At 67.7% G+C, this 21,905-nt stretch carries 21 protein-coding genes and 1 pseudogene; 6 read left to right on the forward strand and 16 right to left on the reverse strand.

From position 1 onward, the window contains the following. Window positions 1-2 precede the first annotated feature (2 nt). The 4 genes from ASD25_RS18645 to ASD25_RS18660 are packed head-to-tail and all read right to left on the reverse strand — an operon-like array spanning window position 3 to window position 3,480. Window positions 3-449 (reverse strand): NUDIX domain-containing protein, encoded by a 447-nt coding sequence (locus ASD25_RS18645; protein ID WP_056619429.1) that lies wholly within the window; start codon window positions 447-449, stop codon window positions 3-5. 22 nt (window positions 450-471) lie between these two features. Beyond that, complete coding sequence (locus tag ASD25_RS18650; RefSeq protein ID WP_082572513.1) at window positions 472-1,518, reverse strand: sensor histidine kinase; 1,047 nt, start codon at window positions 1,516-1,518, stop codon at window positions 472-474. Window positions 1,519-1,525: 7 nt separating this feature from the next. Further along, the gene (locus ASD25_RS18655; protein WP_056619434.1) at window positions 1,526-1,951 is read right to left on the reverse strand and encodes a response regulator; all 426 of its coding nucleotides are present in this window, start codon (window positions 1,949-1,951) and stop codon (window positions 1,526-1,528) included. Continuing rightward, window positions 1,951-3,480: a CHASE3 domain-containing protein gene (locus tag ASD25_RS18660; RefSeq protein ID WP_056619437.1), complete on the reverse strand. Its 1,530-nt coding sequence runs from the start codon at window positions 3,478-3,480 to the stop codon at window positions 1,951-1,953. The genes ASD25_RS18655 and ASD25_RS18660 overlap by 1 nt, the downstream gene beginning before the upstream one ends. Before the next feature lie 114 nt (window positions 3,481-3,594). Here ASD25_RS18660 and ASD25_RS18665 point away from each other — a divergent pair, with 114 nt between their 5' ends. Beyond that, window positions 3,595-4,305: a hypothetical protein gene (locus tag ASD25_RS18665; RefSeq protein WP_056619440.1), complete on the forward strand. Its 711-nt coding sequence runs from the start codon at window positions 3,595-3,597 to the stop codon at window positions 4,303-4,305. Between the two features lie 66 nt (window positions 4,306-4,371). Beyond that, complete coding sequence (locus tag ASD25_RS18670) at window positions 4,372-4,800, forward strand: endonuclease domain-containing protein (RefSeq protein ID WP_235562787.1); 429 nt, start codon at window positions 4,372-4,374, stop codon at window positions 4,798-4,800. 3 nt (window positions 4,801-4,803) lie between these two features. On the opposite strand, the gene flhA is transcribed toward ASD25_RS18670, so the two are convergent. The 7 genes and pseudogenes from flhA to fliF form a co-directional block, all read right to left on the reverse strand. Further along, the gene (gene flhA, locus ASD25_RS18675; protein ID WP_235562806.1) at window positions 4,804-6,897 is read right to left on the reverse strand and encodes a flagellar biosynthesis protein FlhA; all 2,094 of its coding nucleotides are present in this window, start codon (window positions 6,895-6,897) and stop codon (window positions 4,804-4,806) included. Between the two features lie 16 nt (window positions 6,898-6,913). Next, window positions 6,914-7,840, reverse strand: a complete 927-nt coding sequence (gene bla, locus ASD25_RS31320) for a class A beta-lactamase (protein ID WP_200943677.1) — start codon at window positions 7,838-7,840, stop codon at window positions 6,914-6,916. 18 nt (window positions 7,841-7,858) lie between these two features. Continuing rightward, window positions 7,859-9,072 (reverse strand): annotated as a pseudogene (locus ASD25_RS18680) (sigma-54 interaction domain-containing protein); the annotation flags it as partial. A gap of 36 nt (window positions 9,073-9,108) precedes the next feature. Then, entirely contained in the window at window positions 9,109-9,441 is a 333-nt protein-coding gene (gene fliN, locus ASD25_RS18685) for a flagellar motor switch protein FliN (RefSeq protein WP_056619445.1), read from the reverse strand. Further along, window positions 9,441-10,109, reverse strand: a complete 669-nt coding sequence (locus tag ASD25_RS18690) for a flagellar assembly protein FlbE (protein ID WP_056619448.1) — start codon at window positions 10,107-10,109, stop codon at window positions 9,441-9,443. The genes fliN and ASD25_RS18690 overlap by 1 nt, the downstream gene beginning before the upstream one ends. Window position 10,110: 1 nt before the next feature. Further along, the gene (fliG, locus tag ASD25_RS18695; RefSeq protein ID WP_200943667.1) at window positions 10,111-11,136 is read right to left on the reverse strand and encodes a flagellar motor switch protein FliG; all 1,026 of its coding nucleotides are present in this window, start codon (window positions 11,134-11,136) and stop codon (window positions 10,111-10,113) included. An 11-nt stretch (window positions 11,137-11,147) separates the two neighbouring features. Next, window positions 11,148-12,794, reverse strand: coding sequence for a flagellar basal-body MS-ring/collar protein FliF (fliF, locus tag ASD25_RS18700; RefSeq protein WP_056619454.1), 1,647 nt, complete (start codon window positions 12,792-12,794; stop codon window positions 11,148-11,150). Window positions 12,795-13,119: 325 nt separating this feature from the next. On the opposite strand from fliF, the gene ASD25_RS18705 reads away from it, so the two are divergent. Next, window positions 13,120-15,429 (forward strand): hypothetical protein, encoded by a 2,310-nt coding sequence (locus ASD25_RS18705; protein WP_156389375.1) that lies wholly within the window; start codon window positions 13,120-13,122, stop codon window positions 15,427-15,429. A 17-nt stretch (window positions 15,430-15,446) separates the two neighbouring features. Here ASD25_RS18705 and flhB read toward each other — a convergent pair whose 3' ends face one another. Genes flhB through fliQ form a run of 3 tightly spaced genes read right to left on the reverse strand, consistent with a single transcriptional unit; the run spans window position 15,447 to window position 17,576 of the window. Beyond that, the gene (gene flhB, locus ASD25_RS18710; RefSeq protein WP_056619459.1) at window positions 15,447-16,538 is read right to left on the reverse strand and encodes a flagellar biosynthesis protein FlhB; all 1,092 of its coding nucleotides are present in this window, start codon (window positions 16,536-16,538) and stop codon (window positions 15,447-15,449) included. Further along, on the reverse strand, window positions 16,531-17,301 hold the full coding sequence (gene fliR, locus ASD25_RS18715) for a flagellar biosynthetic protein FliR (RefSeq protein ID WP_056619462.1): 771 nt from the start codon (window positions 17,299-17,301) through the stop codon (window positions 16,531-16,533). Before fliR ends, flhB begins: the two co-directional genes overlap by 8 nt. A gap of 11 nt (window positions 17,302-17,312) precedes the next feature. Then, window positions 17,313-17,576 (reverse strand): flagellar biosynthesis protein FliQ, encoded by a 264-nt coding sequence (gene fliQ / locus ASD25_RS18720; protein WP_056619465.1) that lies wholly within the window; start codon window positions 17,574-17,576, stop codon window positions 17,313-17,315. Window positions 17,577-17,775: 199 nt separating this feature from the next. Here fliQ and folE point away from each other — a divergent pair, with 199 nt between their 5' ends. From folE to ASD25_RS18735, 3 genes are all read left to right on the forward strand, one after another. Beyond that, window positions 17,776-18,351 (forward strand): GTP cyclohydrolase I FolE, encoded by a 576-nt coding sequence (gene folE, locus ASD25_RS18725; RefSeq protein ID WP_056619468.1) that lies wholly within the window; start codon window positions 17,776-17,778, stop codon window positions 18,349-18,351. 61 nt (window positions 18,352-18,412) lie between these two features. After that, on the forward strand, window positions 18,413-18,925 hold the full coding sequence (locus ASD25_RS18730) for a hypothetical protein (RefSeq protein WP_056619471.1): 513 nt from the start codon (window positions 18,413-18,415) through the stop codon (window positions 18,923-18,925). A gap of 56 nt (window positions 18,926-18,981) precedes the next feature. Next, complete coding sequence (locus tag ASD25_RS18735) at window positions 18,982-20,130, forward strand: acyltransferase (protein ID WP_056619473.1); 1,149 nt, start codon at window positions 18,982-18,984, stop codon at window positions 20,128-20,130. Between the two features lie 3 nt (window positions 20,131-20,133). Here ASD25_RS18735 and ASD25_RS18740 read toward each other — a convergent pair whose 3' ends face one another. Then, window positions 20,134-20,520, reverse strand: coding sequence for a VOC family protein (locus ASD25_RS18740; RefSeq protein WP_056619476.1), 387 nt, complete (start codon window positions 20,518-20,520; stop codon window positions 20,134-20,136). 59 nt (window positions 20,521-20,579) lie between these two features. Continuing rightward, window positions 20,580-21,902 (reverse strand): amidohydrolase family protein, encoded by a 1,323-nt coding sequence (locus ASD25_RS18745; RefSeq protein WP_056619478.1) that lies wholly within the window; start codon window positions 21,900-21,902, stop codon window positions 20,580-20,582. Between the last annotated feature and the right edge of the window lie 3 nt (window positions 21,903-21,905).

Here is a 21,905-nt window from a genome sequence, read left to right on the forward strand (position 1 = left end):
GTTCAGCTGGCGTGACGTCGCAGCCAGGTCGTGACGGCCCAGGCGTGGGCGTCGTGGCGGAGCTGAGCGACCGCCGTGTGGGGGTGCAGCCAGACCAGTTCATGATCGGCCTCGACCTTGTCGGCCGGGTCCAGCGACAGCTGTTCAGCGATCCAGAAGCCGCCCGTGTTGTTGATCGGCGAGCCGTCGGACTTGCGGAAATACTGGGAGGCCTCGGCGATGCGGACGAACGGGCGCACGGACATGCCGGCCTCCTCGACAAACTCACGGACCAGCGCCTGTTCCTCGGTCTCGTCGCCGTCGACGGCGCCGCCGGGCAGGTCGAAATAGCTGCCCTCGCCCCGGTCGACGCGGACGCAGGCCAATTTGCCGTCATGGAAGACGAGGCCGAACGCCGTCGGACGCAGCGCGTAGTCGAGGTCGGGATCGCGGCGGCCGAACTGGAGCATGGGCGGGTAACGCGCGTGGACGTTAAAGGTCGAAGGCGAGGCAGGCGCGGACGCCGCGGTGTTCGCCGTCATATTCGACCTTCGAGCGCAGGCCCGAGGCCATGGCGGTGATGATCTTGCCGCCCAGACCCGTGCCGCGGGCCTTGCCGTCGCCCATGCCGGGGCCGTCGTCCTCGACCGTCAGCAGGGCGCGGCCGTTGGCGTCGGGCTTGAGGATCACGCGGATCTCGCCGCCTTGATCGGGCCCGTAGGCGTATTTGACGGCGTTGGTGACCAGCTCGGTGACGACCACGCCCAGCGAAACGGCCTGGTCGGTCGAGACGCGCATGGGCTCGGCCTGGAGCGTGATGGTCGGCGAGGCGTCGCCGGGACCGACGGACTTGCCCAGTTCGTCGATCAGGCCTTCCAGATATTCGTCCATGGCCACCGAGGACATGTCGTCGGAGGTGTAGAGGCGGCGGTGGACGTGGGCCACCGCCTCGATACGCGCCTGGGATTCCTTCAGGGCGGCGCGCGCGCCCGCGTCGGTCATCTGGCGCATCTGCAGCGACATGAAGCTGGACACCAGTTGCAGCGAGTTGCCGACCCGATGGTTGACCTCGCGCAGCATGGCCTCGGCGCGGTCGCGGGCGAGGCGGACCTGTTCGTGGGCTTCTTCGTTCTCGCGCTGCAGCCGACGGCGCGACACCGCCTCCTCCAGCGCGTTGCGCAGCAGGGTGGTGAAGTCCTCGGACACGTCCTTGATGACATAGTCGGCGGCGCCGGCGCGCAGGGCGGCCACGGCGATGCGGCCCTCCTGGGCCCCGGTGACGTAGACGACGGGCGGCGGGTTCTGCAGCGCGATGATGTCGGGCAGGATGTCCAGACCCTCGCGGCCCGGCATGTAGTGATCGAGGGCGACGACGTCGAAGTCCGCAGCGCGTTCGGCGAGGATTTCCAGACCCGCGTCCCCGTCAGGGGCGCAGGCGACGGCGAAGCCGTGGCGGCCCAGCTCCTTCTCGACCAGCCGCGACAGGCCGCGGTCATCGTCGATGTAGAGCAGGCGGATGAGCGCCCCCTGGGTCCTCAAGATCTGCTCACTCGATGTCCGGCGCCTGCATGACCGAAAGGAACAGGCCCAGCTGGCGGATGGCGCCCGCGAAGCTTTCGTAGTCCACCGGCTTGGTGATGTAGACGTTGCAGCCCAGATCGTAGCAGCGCTGGATCTCGGTCTTGTCGTCGGTAGTGGTCAGGACGACGACGGGCGCGCGGCGAAGGCGGTCGTCCTTCTTGACCCGCTCGAGAATGTCGGTGCCCGACATGTCCGGCAGGTTCAGGTCCAGCAGGATCAGCATCGGCCCGTTCAGGCGGACCTCCTCGCTGAACAGATATTCCATGGCCGAGCTTCCGTCGGCGAAATGGGCGATCTCGTTGGCGATATTGGCGCGCCGGATGTTCTTTTCGATCAGCTTGGCGTGGCCGAGGTCGTCCTCGACCATCACGATCTTCACCGCAGTGCTCATCAGTAGTCTCCGGCGTCCGCGAGGACGAGGCGTGTGGGGAATTTCAGCATAAATGTCGAGCCCTTTCCAAGCTCTGACTCGACCGTGATGTCGCCGCCGAGGCGGCGCACGCTGTTGCGAACGAAGGCCAGGCCGAGGCCCTCTCCCGCCCTGTCCTGTTTTCCGGAGCGGCGGAACAGCTCGAAGATGCGCTCGTGGTCGCGTTCGGAAATGCCGCGGCCGTTGTCGGCGATCCGGTAGACGATCCAGCCGTCACCGGTCTCCTTGCCTGAAACGACGATGCGGCCGGGGCGCGTCGGGTCGAGGTATTTGACGGCGTTGTCGACCAGATTGCCGAGAATCTGCTCCATCGACAGCCGGTCGCTTTCAATCGTCGGCAGGGGCTCGATGACGATTTCGGCGTCGGAGGCCTCGGTCTGGTGCCGGACGCTGTCGGCCACGCCCTGGGCCATGGCGGTCATGTCGAGCCGCTCGGGAACCAGCAGACGGCGGCCCTCGCGGGACAGTTTGAGGATGGCGTTGATCAGCCGGTCCATCTTCTCGGTCGAGGCGCGGATGAAGCCGATGGATTCGGGCATATCCTCGCGCACCGCCGTCAACGCATCCTGCTCGACGAGTTTGGGGGCCTTTGTCTCGACGGCGGTCATCTGCCGGTCGATGATCTTGCCGGCCTGCTCCAATTCCGAGGTGAAGCCCATGACGTTGACGAGGGGCGCGCGCAGGTCGTGGCTGACGATATAGGCGAAGCGCTGGATTTCATCGTTGGCCCGGGTGAGGTCGAAGGTGCGGTCCCTGACCTTGCTCTCGAGCCCGGCATTCATGGCGTCGAGGGCGTCGCGCGCATGCTGGATTTCCAGCACATAGCGGCGGATGAGCCAGCCGCTGACCCCGGCGAGAGCGAGGATCAGCACAGCGGCGAGGGCGTTGACGAGCACGGTCACGCCCGACGCCCATTCGGTCTGGCGGGTGGCGAACTGGAGCCGGGTCGCCTGGATTTCGTCGATGGCGGCGGTCTCGGCCCGCATCTGGTCCATAATGACCTTGCCCGAGCCGTCGCGCAGGATGAGGATCGCATCTCCCATGCGGCCCATCCGTCCCAGGGCGATGGTGCGGTCGATGATGTCGAGACGCTGCTGTGACAGTGCGCGAAGGCGTTCCACACGCGACGCCAGATCGGGATCGCCGGCCGTGAGCCGCGCCAGTTCGTCGAAACGATCCGGCAGTTGCGCCGTGCTGGCGTTGTACGGTTCGAGATACTCGGGCTGCCCGGTGAGCATATATCCGCGCTGCCCTGTTTCCGCGTCCACGGACAGGGTCATGACCTCGATCGCGGCCAGCCGGATAGTCTGACCCTCCTCGACGGTTTGATTGAAGTCGCTTGTCCGCTGCAGCATCACGAAGACGCCGACATTGACCACAAGCAACAGGATGATCGCTCCGGTCAGCAGGGCGACCACGGACCGGCTGAGCGACGACGTGCGCAGGAAATGGCCAAGAGCCAGAAGCGTGGGACGCAGCGCCGGTATCATCGGGGACGAGCATTAGCGGCGCGTTCGGCCCTGTCCAGTCGCGCATCGGGAGAAACCCTGCCCGCGCTGGCGATTTAAGGTAAAGGTGGCGCGTCAGGATCGGGGGAGAGTGACATGGTCTGGTGGTGGTGGATCGTTCCGGCGGTCGTCGGCCTGCTCGGGGTCATCCTGCTGTTCAAGGGTCTGGCGGGCCTGTTCAGGGGCCGGTTCTTCAGCGGCCTGCTGGCCGGCGCGAGTGGTGCGGGCTTCATCGCGGCGGCGGTCATCGCCTCGCTTCTGGCGCTCGACATCCAGACCTATGGCCGTCTGACGTATGAGCGGCCGGTGGCGACGATCCAGACTCGCCAGCTGGGTCCGCAGTATTTCGAAGCCACCGTGATCCAGCCCGACCGGGGCGAACATGCGCCGTCGGTGACCAATCTGTATCCGCTGCACGGCGACGAATGGCGCATTGAGGCCCAGGTCCTGAAGTGGAAGCCGTGGGCCAATGTGCTGGGTCTGGACACGCAATACCGGCTGGACCGGCTGTCCGGGCGCTACGCCTCGATCGAGCAGGAGATCAACGCCGAGCGCAGCGTGCATCCGCTGTCAGGCGGGGATGCCTCGGTGACCTGGCTGCCGTGGAAGGTCAGCACCTGGGACTCGGCGCGGCGCTACCGCCGCTACGTCGACGCGGTCGACACCCTGTATGGCGGCGGGGCCTATATGCCGATGGCCGACGGAGCGAAATACGAGGTCTGGATCACCCAGTCCGGACTGGTGGCGCGGCCGGCGAATGACGCGGCGCGGGCAGCCTCGGCGGGCGGGTGGACGGTGGTGCGGTAAGAACTCTCCTCCCCATTTATGGGGAGCTGGCGCGGCGCGAAGCGCCGTGACGGAGGGGGCGACGCGGTGGCTGACGGAAAGAGCTACGAACGCGCCAAGGCCTTCCGGAAGGCGCTGACGCCTCCGGAGACCCGGCTCTGGCTGTATCTGAAAGAGCGGAAGCTGCGCGGCCTGCGGTTTCGGAAGCAGCATCCGATCGGGCCGTACTTCCTGGATTTCTTTTGCGCAGAAGCGATGCTCGCCGTCGAGGTGGATGGATCGTCTCACGATCATCCTGAACGAGCTGCGCACGACCGGCGGCGAACGATCTGGCTGCACGCGCGCGGTATTCGCGTCGTGAGGATTGCAGCACGGGATGTGCTGGGCGAACTGGAAGGCGTGCTCGGGTTTATCGCGCGGGCCGGCGAAGAACGTTTGCCGTCGGAGTCGCCCCCTCCGTCACGGCGGCTGCGCCGCCGCGCCACCTCCCCATCTGGCGATGGGGAGGAGATCTGAGGCCTAGACCGTCCCGATCGTCCTCAGCCGCGCCCGCGGGTGCACCTCGTTCTGGCTCATTACCACCGTCTGGCCGCGGAAGCGTTCGATGATCGAGCGGACGTAGGGGCGGATCTGGGGGCCGGTCAGAAGGACGGCGGTCTCGCCCGCCATGGCGGCGCGTTCGAACACGTCGCGGACGGCGCGGATGAAGTCCTGAAGGCGTGAGGGAGCCATGGCCAGCTGACGGTCCTCGCCCTGACCCACGAGCGCGTCGGCGAAGGCGGCTTCCCATTCCGGCGACAGGGTCACGATCGGCAGGGCGCCGTCCTCGCCCTTGTGCTGCCAGCACAGCTGGCGGGCGAGCCGGCCGCGTACGTGCTCGACCAGCGTCGTCACCGAACTGGTGTGCGGCGCGGCCTCGGCCAGACCTTCCAGAATGGCGCCCAGGTCGCGGATCGAGACCTTCTCGCGCAGCAGGGTCTGCAAAACCCGCTGCAGGGTCGTGACGCTGACGACCGAGGGGATCAGTTCGTCGACCAGCTTCTTCTCTTCCGGGCCCAGTTCCTTCAGCAGCTTCTGCACCTCGGCGTAGGAGAGCAGGTCGGCCATGTTCTCCTTGAGGATCTCGGTCAGGTGGGTGGTCAGCACCGTCGACGGGTCGACGATGGTGTAGCCGCGGAAGGTGGCTTCCTCGCGCAGGCTTTCGTCGATCCATGTGGCGGGCAGGCCGAAGGCGGGTTCCTTGGTGTGCTCGCCCGGCAGTTCGACCTGACGGCCGGCGGGATCCATGGCCATCAGCGAGCCCAGACGAACCTCGCCCTGCCCCGCCTCCATCTCCTTGATCCGGATGGCGTAGCCCTGGGTGCCGAGGCGCATGTTGTCGAGGATGCGCACCGAGGGCATGACGAAGCCGTACTCCTGGGCCAGGGAGCGGCGCAGGGCGCGGACCTGATCGGTCAGGCGGCGGCCCTCCAGATCGTTGATCAGGGACAGCAGGGAATAGCCCAGCTCGATCTTGACCTCGTCGATGGTCAGGGCGGTGCTGATCGGCTCCTCGACCTCTTCGCGGGGGCCTGAGGCGGTGGCGGCCATCTCGGCCTCGGTCGGCTTGGGCTTCAACCGTTCGCGGCCCAGCTTCCAGGCCATGAAGCCGGTGCCGATGGCGAGGGCGGCGAAGGGGATCAGCGGCATGCCGGGGATCAGGCCGATCAAGGCCGCGGCGGCCGAGACGACGCCGAGGCTGACGGGGTTGGTGGCCAGCTGGGCGACGAGCGCCTTGTCGGCCGTCCCCTCGACGCCCGCCTTGGACACGAGGAAGCCGGCGGCGATGGAGATGATGATGGCCGGAACCTGGGTCACCAGACCGTCGCCGATGGTCAGGGCGACGTAGCTGTTGGCGGCCTCGCCGATCGGCATGCCGTGCTGGATCGTGCCGATCAGTATGCCGCCGATGGCGTTGATGAAGACGATGATCAGGCCGGCGACGGCGTCGCCGCGCACGAATTTCGAGGCGCCGTCCATGGCGCCGAAGAAGGTCGATTCCTGCTCCAGTTCCTTGCGGCGCTTCTTGGCCGTGTCCTCGTCAACGAGGCCCGACGACAGGTCGGCGTCGATGGCCATCTGCTTGCCCGGCATGGAGTCCAGGGTGAAGCGGGCCGAGACCTCTGCGATACGGGTCGAGCCCTTGGTGATGACGACGAAGTTCACCACCAGAATGATGGCGAAGATGATGATGCCGATGATGAAGCTGCCGCCCATCATCAGGCTGCCGAAGGCCTGGATCACCTGACCCGCGCCGCCGGACCCCTCGTGGCCGTGGCTGAGCACCAGACGGGTCGAGGCCAGGTTCAGGCCGAGGCGGAACAGGGTCGAGACCAGCAGGACCGTCGGGAAGATGGCGAAGTCCAGCGGCCGCTTCATCATCACTGCGGTCATCAGGATCAGCACGCTGGAGACCAGCGAGATGGCCAGCAGGATGTCCATCAGGAAGGCGGGGATCGGCAGGATCAGCAGCAGGATCACGCCGATGACGCCGATGGCCATGGCCACCTCGCCTCGCGCCACCCAGCCCAGCATGTCGCGGCCGGTCGGACGAGCGTAGCCGTCCTTCATCATCACGCCGGCGGGTACGTCAGTCATGTCCGAGCGCCTTCAGGGCGAGACGCGTGGCGTCGGCGATGACGGCCTCGTTGGCGGCGGCGGAGGTCCGCGACGTCGCGTGGTAGTAGGCGGCGACCAGCACGGGTTTGCCTGTCGGCGGATAGAGCAGGCCGATGTCGTTGGTCGGGCCGTAGCCGCCCGTGCCGGTCTTGTGCGCCACCCGCCATCCGCCCGGGGCGCCCGCCTTGAGGCGGTCTGCGCCGGTCGGCGAGTCGAACATCCAGCGCAACAGGCGTTCCTGCGAGGCCTGCGTCAGCGGCGAGTCCGCAGAGACGAACAGGCGCTGCAGATTCATCACCGACTGCGCCGGCCGGATGGTGTCCTTGTCGCCGTCCAGCCGGTTCATCTCGGGCTCGAAACGATCGACCCGCGTGCTGTCGTCGCCGATCGAGCGGTAGAAGGCCTGCATGGCCGCGATGCCGCCGTTGGCCTTGAGCAGCAGATTGGCGGCCGGGTTGTCGCTGACCTCGACCACGGCCTGCATCAGGCGGTCGACACTGAGGCTGGACCCGATCGCGGGCTGGGTCACGGGCGCATGGTTGACCATGTCGGCGGCGGTGACGGGAACGAGCCTGTCGAAGGTTTCGCGGCCGTCCTGAATGCGGATCAGGGTCGCCGCAGCCAGATACATCTTGAAGGTCGAGCAGTAGACGAACCGCTCCGCCTGCCGCCAGCCGAGGGTCCGGCCGGTGGCCATGTCCATGGCGGTGAAGCCGAGACGCCCGCCGTTGCGGCTTTCCAGCGCCGAAAGGTCCATCGGCTCGATGTCGACGGCGATCGACGGCCGGGCGGGTTGCCGGACCGGCGCCTGTTCCGGCGCGGCCTGCTGCGAACAGCCCATGACGCCGAGCGCGCCGAGGCCGGTCAGGACGCTTCTGCGGTCCGTTCCAGAGGTCATGTTCAGGCGGCCGCGTAGCAGCTTGTTGCGCAGGGTCCGGATCGAGATGCCCAGGATGGTCGCCGCATGGGTGCGGTTGCCGAGGCAGTGCGACAGGGTGTCGAGGATCAGGGTCTTCTCCATCTGCGCCACCGTCTGGCCGACGTGGGCGCGGGTGACGACATCGGCGACATGGGCGGCGCGGCCGGCGACGCCGACGTCATGGGCGGCGCCGTGCGACCCGGCGCTGAGCGGCTGGCCGTCCGGCAGGCGGATGGCCTCGACGTCGATCTCGGGACCGACCGCCAGCAGCACCGCACGGTGCATGGCGTTTTCCAGCTCGCGGACGTTGCCATTCCAGCGGTGCGAGACCAGGGCGCGCTTCGCATCGCCCGAGATCGGACGGACCGGCACGCCGTTGGCTGCGGCGTATTTCTTGACGAAGTGATCGGCCAGCACCGCGATGTCGCCCGGACGCTCGCGCAGGGCGGGCAGGCGCAGGTTCACGACGTTCAGGCGGTACAGCAGGTCTTCGCGGAAGCTGCCTTCGGCGACCGACTTGGCCAGATCGCGGTTGGAGGTTGCGATGATGCGGATGTTGACCGGGACCGGCTTGGTGCCGCCGACGCGATCAATGACCCGCTCCTGGATGGCGCGCAGCAGCTTGGCCTGCAGGCGGACGTCCATCTCCGAGATTTCGTCCAGCAGCAGGGTGCCGCCGTCCGCTTCCTCGAACTTGCCGATGCGGCGGGCCATGGCGCCGGTGAAGGCGCCCTTCTCGTGCCCGAACAGTTCGGACTCCAGCAGGTTGTCGGGGATGGCGGCGCAGTTGACGCTGATGAACGGACGATCGGCGCGCTTGGAGCCGGTGTGGAGGTAACGGGCCATCACCTCCTTGCCGACGCCGCTTTCGCCGGTGATCAGGATAGAGGCTTCCGAACGCGCGACCTGGTCGGCCAGCATGATGACCGCCTTCATCGACGGGTCAGCCGAGATCAGCGGGCGGTCGTCGTCGGCGACGGCGGACAGGACGGCGGCGATCAGATCGGCTTCCGGCGGAAGCGGGATGAACTCCTTGGCCCCGGCGCGGATGGCGTTGGCGGCGTCCGTGGCGTCGGCGTCGACGCCGCAGGCCACCACCGGCACGTGAATGCGCTCGACCTCGTTTGGCTGACCTTGGCGCCGTGCGCCATGGCCATCTTCACCGCCGTCGCCAGCTGTCCGCTGAGCCTGCCAACCACCAGAAGCCGCATGGGTCTTCTCCTTCAATCTCTACCAAGCGACGCCGATCAGGCGTTGCTGTCTTCCGTCTTGATGATTTCCGTCATGGTCACGCCGAGCCGGTCCTCGACGACGACGACCTCGCCGCGGGCGACCAGCCGGTTGTTGACGAAGATGTCGATGGCCTCGCCGACCTTGCGGTCCAGCTGAAGCACCGATCCCCGGTTCAGCTTCAGCAGCTGGGCCACGGACATGTGGGCCTTGCCGAGGACGGCCGAGATGTTGACCGGTACGTCGAAGACGGGCGCCAGATCGCTGGCGGTCTTGTCGAACGCCTCATCGGCGATGGTCATTGCGGTGGAGTCCGGGAACTCCTCCAGGGACATGGTGTCGGACGCCATTACGGCTTCCCTTCAAACGAGGTTTCAGGGGTCAGTGCTTCGGCATGGCCCGCTTCTGCGGCCAGGGCGGAGTTCAGGGCCTCGCCGATACGGGCGAAGGCTTCGGCGGGATCGAAGGCGGCGCGGCCGTCGGCCCATTCCAGCTGGAAGGCGGCGGCGGGCATCCGGGGCTCGTTGCGGAAGGCCACCACGCCGGAGAAGCCGGCGTCCGTGCACAGCTGCTCGATGCGGGCGTGGGTCGCCTCGTCCAGATCGCCGGTGCGGATGACCAGGCGCGGCGAGGAGTCGACTTCCTGGCCCAGCGCTTCCAGCGCGGCCTGAAGCGGCGCGGCCGGGAAGCGGTCGAGGGCCGAGGCGGCGACGACGCGGGCGGCGGACAGGGCCAGTTCGGCGGACTGCTCGCGGTGGGCGTGCGCAACCTGCGTCAGGGCGGGGATGGCGGCGTCCAGCGCCTGTGCGATGGCCGACAGGGCCATGGCCTGAATGTTGGCGCTCTCGGCGAGGGCTTCCTCGCGCGCCTCCATCCGGGCCTGCGCGATCAGGGCATCGACCTCGAGCGGGGCGTAGGACCGTTTGGTCGGGCGGAAGGCCGTGGCCTGAACGACCACGCCGGAGGCGTCGAACTCGGTGTCGAAGGCGAAGGGGGTGCTGAGCGGCTGATGGGTCATTTCAGTAGATCAGCTCGTCGTCGCCGCCCTGGCCCACCAGCATGATCTCGCCCTTGGCGGCGAGGTCCTTGGCGACCTGGACCATGGCCATCTGGGCCTGATCGACATCCTTGAGGCGGACGGGGCCCATCGACTCCATGTCCTCGCGCATGATCTTGGAAGCGCGTTCGGACATGTTGGAGAAGAACAGTTCGCGCAGGGATTCCGACGAGCCCTTGAGCGCCAGGGCCAGGGAATCCTTCTCCACGCCGCGCAGCAGGGTCTGGATGCCGCCCGGGTCCAGCTTGGCCAGATCCTCGAAAACAAACATCAGGGCGCGGATGCGTTCAGCCGCCTCGCGGTTGCGCTCTTCCAGGGCGCCGATGAAGCGGGCCTCGGTCTGGCGGTCGAAGCTGTTGAAGATGTCGGCCATCATCTCGTGGCTGTCACGCTTGGAGGTGCGGGCCAGGTTCGACATGAATTCGGTGCGCAGCGTCTGCTCGATCTTGTCGAGGATATCGCGCTGGACCGGCTCCATGCGCAGCATCCGCTGGACGCATTCGAGGGCGAAGTCCTCGGGCAGGCTGGTCAGGACGCGGGCCGCGTGGTCCGCCTTGATCTTGGACAGGACCACGGCGACGGTCTGGGGGTATTCGTTCTTCAGATAGTTGGCGAGGACGGCCTCGTTCACATTGCCGAGCTTGTCCCACATGGTCCGGCCGGCGGGACCGCGGATCTCTTCCATGAGGGCGTCCACACGCTCGCCCGGCATGAATGCCGCCAGCAGGCGCTGGGTCTGTTCATAGCTGCCCATGACCGAGCCCGAGCCGCTCATGCCCGAGACGAACTCGACCATCAGTTCCTCGACGACGGTCGAGCTGACCGAGCCGAGGCCGGCCATGGCCTGTGAGATTTCCTTGATTTCCTCGTCGTCCAGGCTCTGCCACAGGCGGGTGTGGTCCTCGCCCAGCGACAGCAGGATGACGGCGGCCTTCTCGGGACCGGACAGCTTCTTGGCGTCGTCGACGACCGGTTTCTTGGAGACCATGCGCGCGGGCATCAGCCTTCGTGCACCCAGCTGCGCAGGATGGAGGTGGACTCGTCAGGGTGTTTGTCGACGAAGTCCGCGACCTTCTTGACCGACGACGCCTTCACCTGGCCCTCGATGCGGGCGATGTCCAGGCGGTGCTCCATGTCGGAGGGGGGGCCGGTCAGCTGGTGCATCGGCGCGCCGCCGCCCATGACCGTGGTGGTCTGCAGCGCGGTCACCGGACCGCCGCCGCCGGGCAGGCCGCCGGCCAGCTGCATCGCGGGGCCGCCGCCGCCGGACGCGGATTTCAGCAGTGGGCGCAGGACGAAGAAGATCAGCAGGATGCCGGTGATCAGCAGGACCAGCAGCTCGACGCCGCGCATCAGGTCGTTCTTGGTGAAGTCGAACAGCGAGGACTTGGCCTCCTCGCCCCCGACGACGGCAAGGTCGCGATTGAAGCGGGTGTTCAGCACCTCGATCTTGTCGCCGCGCTCCAGATCGATGCCGACGGCGGCGGAGACCAGGGCCTTGATCTGCTCGATCTCGGCGGGCGTGCGGGCGGCGTAGGTCGGGGCCGCGCCATTGGCGCCGGGGGTCCATTTGCCGTCGACGGCGACCGAGACTGCCAGGCGCTTGATCTCGCCGGCTTCCTTCACCGTCGTCGTGGTGGTGTTGGAGATTTCGTAGTTGGTGGTCTCGGTGTTGGCGGTGTCGCGCGAGCCGGCCGTGGCCGTGGCGGGGGCGACGCCGCCGGGGATGTTGTTGGTCGCCGTGGCGCCGCCGTCCGAGGTCGGCTGGGTATCGCTGGACTCGGTGCCGTTGGTCGAGGTCGAGCGGACGACCTGGCCGTCCGGATCGTAGCGCTGCTCCTGGGTGGTCGAGCGGCTGTGGTCGATGTCAGCCGTGACCTGTACGCGCGCGCCGCCGACGCCGACGACGCCCTCGACGATGTCCTTGATGCGGTTCTGCAGGCGGGACTCGGTGGTCTCCTGCGCATCCTGGGCGGAGGCGGCGCTGAAGCCCTCGGCGTCCGAGCCGGCCGCGAGCGTGCGGTTGGAGGTGTCGGTCAGGGTGACCTTTTCCGGCTTCAGGTTCGGGACCGACGAGGCCACGACGTTGCGGATGGCCTGGACCTGCGCGCCCGACAGCTGGCCGCCCGTGACGCCGACGACGATCGAGGCGGTCGGATCGGCGGCGTCGGACTGGAACAGCTCGCGGCGCGGCAGGGCGATCATGACCCGGGCCGAATTGATGCCGCGCATGCTCATGATGGTGCGCGACAGCTCGCCCTCGAGGGCGCGCTTCTCGTTGAGGTTCTGCTGGAACTCGGTCTGGCCGAGGACCGACTGGTTGTCGAAGATCTCGTAGCCGACGCTGCCCGAGGTCACGAGACCCTTGCCCGCCACCAGCATACGCGCCTCGCCCACCTGATCGCGGCTGACGAAGATGGTCGAGCCGTCGCCCTTGGAAGAATATTTGATGCCCGCGCTGTCCAGCGCCGAGGTCACTTCGGAGGCTTCCTGCAGGTCGAGGTTGGAATACAGCAGGGCGTCGGGGGCCTGGCCCACACGCATCATGATCAGGATCAGCGCGATCGTGATGCCGGCGGCGACGCCCAGCACCACGGTCAGGCGACCGATCCCGAATCTCTGCAATGCCGCCGTGAAGCCGCCCACGCGTCCCGCCCCGAATACTCACGGGTACCACTGGAGGCCCGCCAGGCAGAAAATGCCGGGCGCATGGTAAATGGGGGGTTAAGAGTCTTGAACGATCACCGCTTCTTCCCGTCGGGATGCGAAGCCGATCACCTTGACGGCCGCCTGGAACGCTCCCGGACGCCGACGATCAGATGCGAGGGTTTCCTCGCCTGCCTGGTCAACGAGCTGCCCGTTTGGTGCTCGGGGCGGCTTCGTCGCAGCGGACGCGGGACCGGTCGAGCGTCGCTTTACGGTGTAGTGGACGACTGTAAGGGCTGAGCTCCCAGCAGCCTTGCGATCCGCCATGTCCCCAGCCCGCACCCTCCTGTCCGCCTTGATGGCGTGCACCATGCTGACGGGCCCGACTCCCGCGCTGGCGCAGGACCCGCAAACGGTCCCCAACGCCGCGTTGCAGCGCATGGACAAGCTGCAGGCCCGACTGGACGGCGTACGTTACGAAAACGCTGACGGGGCCCGACCCGCGGTCGTCCTCTATCTTACGATCCAGAACCCGGGCGCCAGCCCGATACTGCTCGGCGCCAACACGTTTTCGGGCTCGAGTCTTGCGGGCGCCGGCACAACCGCCACCGCGCCCGGCTATACCTTCGCTACCGGCATGCGCGCCGGACAGGAAGGAAGCTTCGCGGGCCGGACCCTCGCCCCCGGCGCCAGCGTGCTGATTGCGATGCGCTTCGCCCTTCGTGCGCCCCTGGGCAGCGACTATTCGCTGGTGCTCCGGGAGCAGCCGCTCATTCGCTACCCCGGCCAGACCGCCGGAGCGCAGACCAGAATTTCCGTTCCGGGGCCTGTCCGACCGGGTCCGCTTCCGGCGGACCGGCTGCCGACGCCATCCGCCCGCCCGGTGAACTCGGGCCTGCCGGGGGAACAGACGTTCGTTACCAGCGGCCCCTGGCGGGCCCGGATGGACGAGGTGGTTTACGGCGCCGCCAATCCCCGGCCCGGGCAGGGCACCGGCCTGACCCGGGTGATAGTCACGCTGCAAAACACCTGGACCACGGCAATGGTCGTGACGCCCGGGGTCCTCAGCACGGCCATCGTCGAAACCACAGGCGCGCGCACGCCGTCGTCCCGGCTGGAAATCGTGGGCCGGTCCAACAATCCAGCGCCGCTGACGGTGCCACCGGGCGAATCCATTGCGCTCGAAGCGGTCCACTACATGCCCGACGCGCCGTCACAGCACAGGGCGCGCCAGTGGGCGCTGAGCATTCCCGTACCCGGCGGAGTGGCGAACACCCTGACGTTGGCGATGCCGCAACCGAAGACCCCGGCGCCAAACGGGGACTCCTCACGCCCGCCCGAAAACCAGCGCGTCGACGAGAGCGTCTACACCCACAACTCGAGCTACATGAACCTGGCGCGTCTGGCGGGGCGGCTGGTCGTGACCAGCTACAATTTCATCAACGTCGGACACCTGCGTAACCAGATGGGCGTGACCCTGATGGTCAGGAACATCAGCGGCGAAACCGTCCGGCTGGACGACGGCTTGCTCACAGCGGAGCTGGCCGGGTCGAATGGCCGCGTGCTCGCGCACAAGTCGACGGGCTTCCACAGCGGGTCGCAGGCCCCGCTCCAGCGCGACCTCGCGCCGGGCGCCGAGGCGATGGCCTTCTTCAGTTTCGAAGTCGGCGACGAAGCGGCCCAGCGGAACATGCGCACCCTGACGGTCGTGGAGCGGGCCGGCGCCAGCGGGGGTCCGGAAGTCGGCCGCATGACGATCAACATTCCGACCCCCAGGCTGCCCGGAGCCTCGGGGCAGCCCAGCCCGAACCCCGCGCCCGCGCCGACACCGCCGCCTCCACCTCCCCCTCCGCCTGCGCCTGCGCGCTATGATCCGCCGGCGGATCCCGCGCCGACCCCCGCGGCCGAACAGGCCATGCGGTCGCTGGAAGGTGTCTGGACGACCAACCTCGAGACGCAGTTGGCCCTACGCTACGACGGTGGGTTGCTGCGGGGTCAGTTGCGAACAGCCGAAGGGCAGACGGCTACCGCGACGATGACGCTGGCCCTGAACGCTCAAGGCCAACTGGTCGGGGTGATGCAGCGCTCCAGTCAATCGGCGGATACGACCTGGTTCGCCGTAAACCTGACTCCGTCTTTCGACCGATCCCGGCTGGAAGGCAGCGCCGCCTACACTCACCGCCCGACCAACAGCCCCATGCCGCTCAGCGCCCGCCGGGAGCCGCCGCCGCCGCCCGCCCCCTCTCCGACGCCGCCCGGCGGATCGGTCTCGGGCACAGGAGCCTTCCAGCCGACCGCCTATTTCGACATCAAAGTCGATCGCGTCGGGCGGACTGACGACGGGTCGGTCGAGATCGTCCTGGTCGCCCGCAACGCCAGCGGCGACCGGCGGGGATCGCCGTATGATCCGCAGACCTATTCGCTCGAGGGATCGGACGGCATGGAATACCGCACCGACGGCAATCACTATGGCGATAGTGCTCTGGACCGACCGGGCTCCACCAACTGGATCCAGCCGGGCGCACAAAGCCGGGTGACCTACGTCTTCCCGCGCGTGCCGGCCGGGGTGACGCCGGCGCGATTGATCCTGCGTGAAAACGGGGCCCTGACGGCGGCGTTCGAACTGCCGCGTTAGCCAGGATGCGGTAGACCTCACGCCGGCCGCGTCTGGCGCCCCTTCCGCTTCTGCATCACGAAGCCGATGACCTTGGCGGCCGCTTCGAAATGCTCGCGGGGGATGGTCTCGTCCACGTCGACCGCGGCATAGAGGGCGCGGGCGAGGGGCACGTTCTCGACGATCGGCACATTGTGCTCGCGGGCCACCTCGCGGATGCGCAGGGCCAGGGCGTCGACGCCCTTGGCGACGCAGATCGGCGCCGCATCGCCCTCGCCCGGCTCGTAGCGCAGGGCGACGGAATAGTGGGTCGGGTTGGTGACGATGACCGTGGCCTTGGGCACGTTCTGCATCATCCGCTGGCGGCTGCGCTGGGCCCGGATCTGCTTCAGCTTCGCCTTTACGTGCGGGTCGCCCTCGGACTGTTTGTAGTCTTCCTTGATCTCTTCCTTGGTCATCTTCATCCGCTCGGCGAAGCGGTATTTCTGCCAGAGGAAGTCGGCGCCGGCGGTGAAGCCGAGCAGGACAAGGGTGGCGACAACCAGCGCCAGGATCATGTCGCGCGCGACCGGCAGGATCATCGCCGGCGGCATGGCGGCCATGTTCTCCAGCTCGCGCAGATGCGGTTTCAGCACCAGCCAGCAGATGAAGCCCACAGCCAGCAGCTTGATGAAGGTCTTGAGGAACTGCACCAGTCCATCGGGGCCGAAGATGCGTTTGAACCCGGCCATGGGGTTCACCTTGGACCAGTCAGGCTTCAGCTTTTCAGTGGTGAAGATCAGGCCGGACTGGGCCACGTTGCCGCCGACCCCGCCCAGAATGGTGGCCAGCATGACCACGCCGAAGAAGGGCGCCACGGACCAGAGGGCGGTTATGCCGATCTCGACCCCCGCCCCTGTCTCCAGTCCGCCCAGCATCAGGTGGGGCGAGGCGATGAAGGGCAGAAGCTGTTCGGCCATCGAGGTGGCGAAATAGCCGCCGGTCATCAGCACGGCCGCGGCGGCTCCGGCGAGAGACAGGGTTGAGGCGACGTCGGGCGACTTGGCGACGTCGCCCTTTTTTCGCGCGTCGTCGAGTTTTCGGGGTGTCGCCTCTTCTGTCTTCGACTCGGGATCGGCGCCTTCAGCCACCGGCGCCTCCCGCGAAGACCTGGGCCAAGGCGCGGTAGCGGTCGATGAAGACCGTGCCCAGCACGCCGAGGCTGAGAGCGAAGACCGACAGGCCCAGGATGATGCTGAGCGGGGCGGCGGCGAAGAAGACCTGGAACGACGGCATGACGCGGCCGATCAGTCCCGAAGCGATGTTGAAGATCAGGGCGAAGACCAGCAGCGGCGCCGACAGCTGGACTCCGAGCATGAAGGCGTCGCCCAGGGTGCGGATGGCCAATTCGGCGAAGTCGCCGGTCACCAGCGGCCGGGCCGGCGCAATCAGCTCATACGAGCCGACCAGTCCGGCGATGAACAGGTGGTGGGTGTTGGTGGCGAAGATCAGGGTCGTGCCCAGCAGCATCAGGAAGGCGGCGATGGTCGAGCCCGGCTGGGCCTGCAACGGATTGGCTGTCTGGGCGAAGGCCAGGGTTGTCTGCAGCGCCACGATCTCGCCCGCCGTCGCCAGCGCGGTCATGAAGCTGCGCAGCAGGGCGCCGATCATCAGGCCGACGATGACCTCGCGGATGATCCAGCCGGCCATGCCGCCGACGCTGGCCGGCAGGGCGGGCAGGACGCCGGCGATCACCGGCCACAGGGCCAGGGACACTACCAGCGCCAGCGACAGGCGAATGCGCGGCGGCACATAGCTTTCGCCGACGCCGGGCAGCATCATCAGGACCGCGCCGATCCGCGCGAAGATCAGCGCGCCCTGCCAGACCTGGTCCGCTGTGGCGTAGGGCTCCACGGATCAGGCGATCACATGCCGGCGATGCGGGCGGCGATCTCGCGCATGAAGCCGCCCAGCAGGGCGCCCATCAGCGGCAGGAACAGCAGAAGGGCCACAAAGATGGCGATGATCTTGGGCGCGTAGATGAGGGTCTGTTCCTGGATCTGGGTCAGGGCCTGAACGAGGCCGATGACCACGCCGACCACCAGACCGACCAGCAGAACGGGCAGGCAGAGCTGGATCGTCAGCCACAGGGCGTCGCGCCCCACATCCAGAACATCCGCGCCGTTCATTCTACGCTCCACCAAACACCGGGCAGAAAATGCCGGGAGCGTGGTTAACGAGGCGTTAGGACGCGCGATCTCTCTCCCTCCCCTTTATGGGGAGGGTGGCTCGCGAAGCGAGACGGGTGGGGCCTGACATACCCCACCCTGTCGCCGCTTCGCGCCGACATCCCTCCCCATGAAGGGGAGGGAGAGCTATAGGGCGTTCATGACCGATGACGCCATTTCCCAGTCCGAAGCCGAAGCCGCCGTTCGCACCCTGATCAAATGGGCCGGGGACGACCCCGACCGCGAGGGCCTGCTGGACACGCCCGCCCGGGTCGCGCGCAGCTACAAGGAGCTGTTCGCCGGCTATGAGGTCGATCCCCTTTCCTATCTGGAGCGGACGTTCGAGGAGGTCGGCGGCTACAACCAGCTGGTCGTGCTGAAGGACATCCGCTTCGTCAGCTTCTGTGAACACCACATGCTGCCCGTCGTGGGCGTGGCCCATGTCGGCTATCTGCCGACCGACCGCGTGGTTGGCATCTCCAAACTGGCGCGGGTCGTGCGCGGCTTCGCCCGTCGGCTGCAGATCCAGGAGAAGATGACGTCCGAGATCGCCCTGGCCATCGAGGAGGTGCTGCGGCCGCAAGGCGTGGGCGTGGTCGTCGAGGCCGAGCACAGCTGCATGACCCTGCGCGGGGTCAATGCGCCCGGAGCCAGCCTGTCGACCAGCCACCTGAGCGGGGTGGTGCGCGACGACCCGCGGACGCGTGAGGAATTCCTGCGGCTGGTTCGCGGCTGAGAACGCTGGTCTTCGGCGGCCTGATCGACCAATGTCCCCGGACATTGTTCGGGGGACGGCCATGGGACTTTTCGACTTTCTGACAGGGAGCAAGGCGCCGCCTGCCGGGACCAAACGCCAGACCGTGGCCGCGCTTCGCAAGAAGCTGATGGCCGTGAACCGGGCGTCGGCGCCGTTCGTCATCCGCGACGGCAAGAAGGAAGGGGTCGACATGGTCGCCGAGTGGCGGATCGTCGACGCCAAATGGTACGAGATCTTCGCCAAGGCCGGCATCAAGAAGGTCTTCAAGGTGCTGATGAAGTTCGACGAGGCGAAGGGCGAGGTCCGGGCCGTCGACGAGTTGTGGGAAGTGGAATGGCGCGCCGGCATTCCGACGCTCAGCGCCAGCGGCAGCGCCGCTCGCGGCCAGCAGTTCGAGAAAAGCTTCGAGACGGTCTACGCCTTCCGCGAGGACGGGTCTTTCGGCGAAATCTACGACTACCGGTTCGACACCACCGAGATAAAACGCCCGGTCAAGGCCGCCGTCCTTGACGCCGGCTGGGGGTGGCGGGGCGTCGCCTTCGGCAAACTCTAGCCAAGGCCTAATGCGGCCCGGTCCTTGCGGATATCGCCTCGAAGGAGGCCCTTCCGATGGCCTGGACCGCGATATCGACCCGAAATGAAACAACGCCCATCGTTCGGGGCGGGTGGCTGGACGCCCTGCGTTTCATTGTGGCCGCGCTGATCATCCTGCACCATTTCCAGGGCGCGGGACCTGTACCGCTGGCCGAAAGTCTGCATCCCGTGTTCGAGCGGGGCGGGTTCCTGCTGACCAACTTCTTCCTGATCGACAGCGGCTATGTGCTGATGCGCGTCTACGGCGCCTCGGTGGCCGGGGGCCGGATGTCGGCGGGCGCCTTCTTCGCCAAGCGCTTCCTGCGGGTCTGGCCCGCGCACATCATGATGGGTCTGAGCCTGATCGCCCTCGTCCTCGGCAGCGCCGCCCTCGGCCTGGCGCCCCGTGCGCCCGAGTGGTTCGACTGGAACCAGCTGCCGGCGCAGATGGGGCTGGTGCAGGCGTTCGGCATTCCCGGCGGCTACGGCTGGAACGCGCCCAGCTGGTCGATCTCGGCCCTGATCGGCTGCTACCTGGCCTTCCCGTGGATCCTGAAGGGGCTGGTGCGGCTGGGGCCGTGGAGCGTGCTGGCCCTGGGCGTCGGCGGCTACCTTGTGGCCAACCAGCTGACCTGGAGCCTGTTCGGCTATCCCGTCTATCAGATGCCCATGGGCCTCGGCTTCTTCCGGGCCCTGCCGCTGTTCTTCCTCGGCATGGCGCTGGCCTGGTTCGCCCAGAAGGTCTGGATCGCGCCGAAGCTGGCGCGCTGGGCCGGCCTCGCGGCCGCGCTCGGCCTCGCCGTCGCGCAGTATTTCGACAAGAACGCCCTGATCTCGCTGGTGTGCATCTCGGTCATCATTCTGGCTGCGGGCGCCATCCCGACGCCGCGCCCGTCGAGATGGATCGAGAAGGCGGCGCAAGTCTCGTTCTCGATGTTCATCACCAACGAGGTGGTGCGCATCGCCTGGTTCGGCGCCGCCAATGTCGCCATCGCGCGGTTTGCACTGCCCGTTCCGGCGCAGTGGGCGCTGTGGGCCGGCGGCGTGGCCGCGGCCTTCGCCTTCGCCTGGCTGTTCCACGTCACGATCGACACGCCGATCCAGAACCGGATCCGTACCTGGCTTAAAGGCCGCTCGCGCCGACCGGCGACCGCACTGCAGCCCGTAGTCTCGCTGGAGGGCTGAGGGCTACATGCCTTCGGTCAGGTGAAGGATGTTGCCGTCGGGATCCTTGAACCACGCCAGTTTTACGGGGCCGGCGGAATAGACGCCGTCGCTGAACGTCATCCCGTCCATGTCGCCGTAGCTCTCGAACTCGACGCCCTTCGTGCGCAGGGCGTTCACCGTCTCGATCAGGTCGCCCTTCATATCCCAGGTGACCGCATTGGCCCTGTTGGTCCCGGCGTAGTCCGATTTGTAGACGGTCAGGAAGGTGTCGCCGGTGCGGAAGCCGAGAACGCCGTCTTCCTCTCCGCCCTGCGCGCGGGTCAGGCCCAGGGTATCCTCATAGAAGCGGCGGGCGCGGGCGAGGTCGCTGACGGCGACGATGGCGGATGAGTTGCGGTCCTTCAGCATGGGGGTCTCCCTGACAGGTTCGGGAGACGAGCGTCCGGAGCGCCGCCCGGGTTCCCCGCTCAGTTCGCGCAGCCGTCCGCCGAACCCGCCTCGATCCGCCCGCCTTTCAGCACCAGTTGCGGAGTGCGCAGGGGCTGGAGCGACTCCGTCGGGTCACCCCGGACGGCGACCAGGTCACCCCACGACCGCGCCTTCAACACGCCCAGGGCGCCGTCGCCGAGCAGGCGCCCCGCCTCCCAGGTCGCCGTCTGCAAGGCCTCGGCCGGCGTCAGGCCCGCGTTGACATAGCCGTCCATGGTCGCGCGCGAGCCGGCGCCGCGACCAGGCGCATAGGGCGCATAGAGGTCAGAGCCGAGGGCAATGCGGACCCCCAGCCGATGCGCACGCAGCGTCCGCTCATGGGCGCGCGCCAGATGGCGCTCCATGTCCTCGCGCGGCGGCGGGTTCGACCACGACCGGGTGAACTCCAGCGCCATTTCGAGCGAGGGATCGGTCGGCACCAGCCAGACGCCCTTCGAGGCCATCAGCCGCAGGGTGTCGTCCGAAACCTCATAGGCGTGCTCGATGGAGGTGACCCCCGCTTCGACCGCCTCGCGGATCGCGGCGTCTCCGGTGGCGTGGGCGGCGACCGGGATGTTGTGGCGTTTCGCTTCCGAGACGATGGCGGCCATCTCCTCGACGGAGAGGCGGGTCCGCTGGGGCGTCGCCTCCGCGTACATCTTGATGACGTCGGCGCCGCGGGCGATGGCGGCGCGCACGGCGGCGCGGGCGTCCTCGACGCCGGTGATGATGCGGTACTCGCCGGCGACGAGGTCATGAGGATCCGAGGGCTGGGGCTCAAGCTGTCCGCCCGCCGGCGCCAGACCCGGGCCCGAGCCATAGATGCGCGGCCCGGCCACGCGGCCGTCGTTGACGCCGCGCTCAAGCATGAGGTCGAGGAACTGGCCGGAGTTACCGAGATCGCGGACACTCGTGAAGCCGGCCTCAAGATACTGGCGGCCGCGCTGGGCCCCGGACAGGGCGCGATAGACATCGCCCTGCACGGCTTGATCGCGGGCCGCGACATCGGACAGGCCCTCGCCGTCCTTCTGTTCGAGCAGCAGATGGGTGTGAGCGTCGATCAGACCCGGCAACACCGAACAGCCGCGAAGGTTCAGCACCGTGGCGCCCTCGGGCGCGGCGATGGAGGGGGCGACCTCGGCGACGCGGTCGCCCCGGATCAGGATGTCGCGCGGCCCGACCATGCGTCCGGCCTCGGAATCGAACAGGTTGCCAGCGTGGACCAGCACCGTGGGCCGGGGCGCGTTCTGGGCGGCGGCTGCGAACGGCAGGCATGCGGCCAGCAGGGCGGCGGCCGAAGCGGCGAGGTTAGGGCGGATCATGCG

The organism is Brevundimonas sp. Root1423 (genome assembly GCF_001426805.1).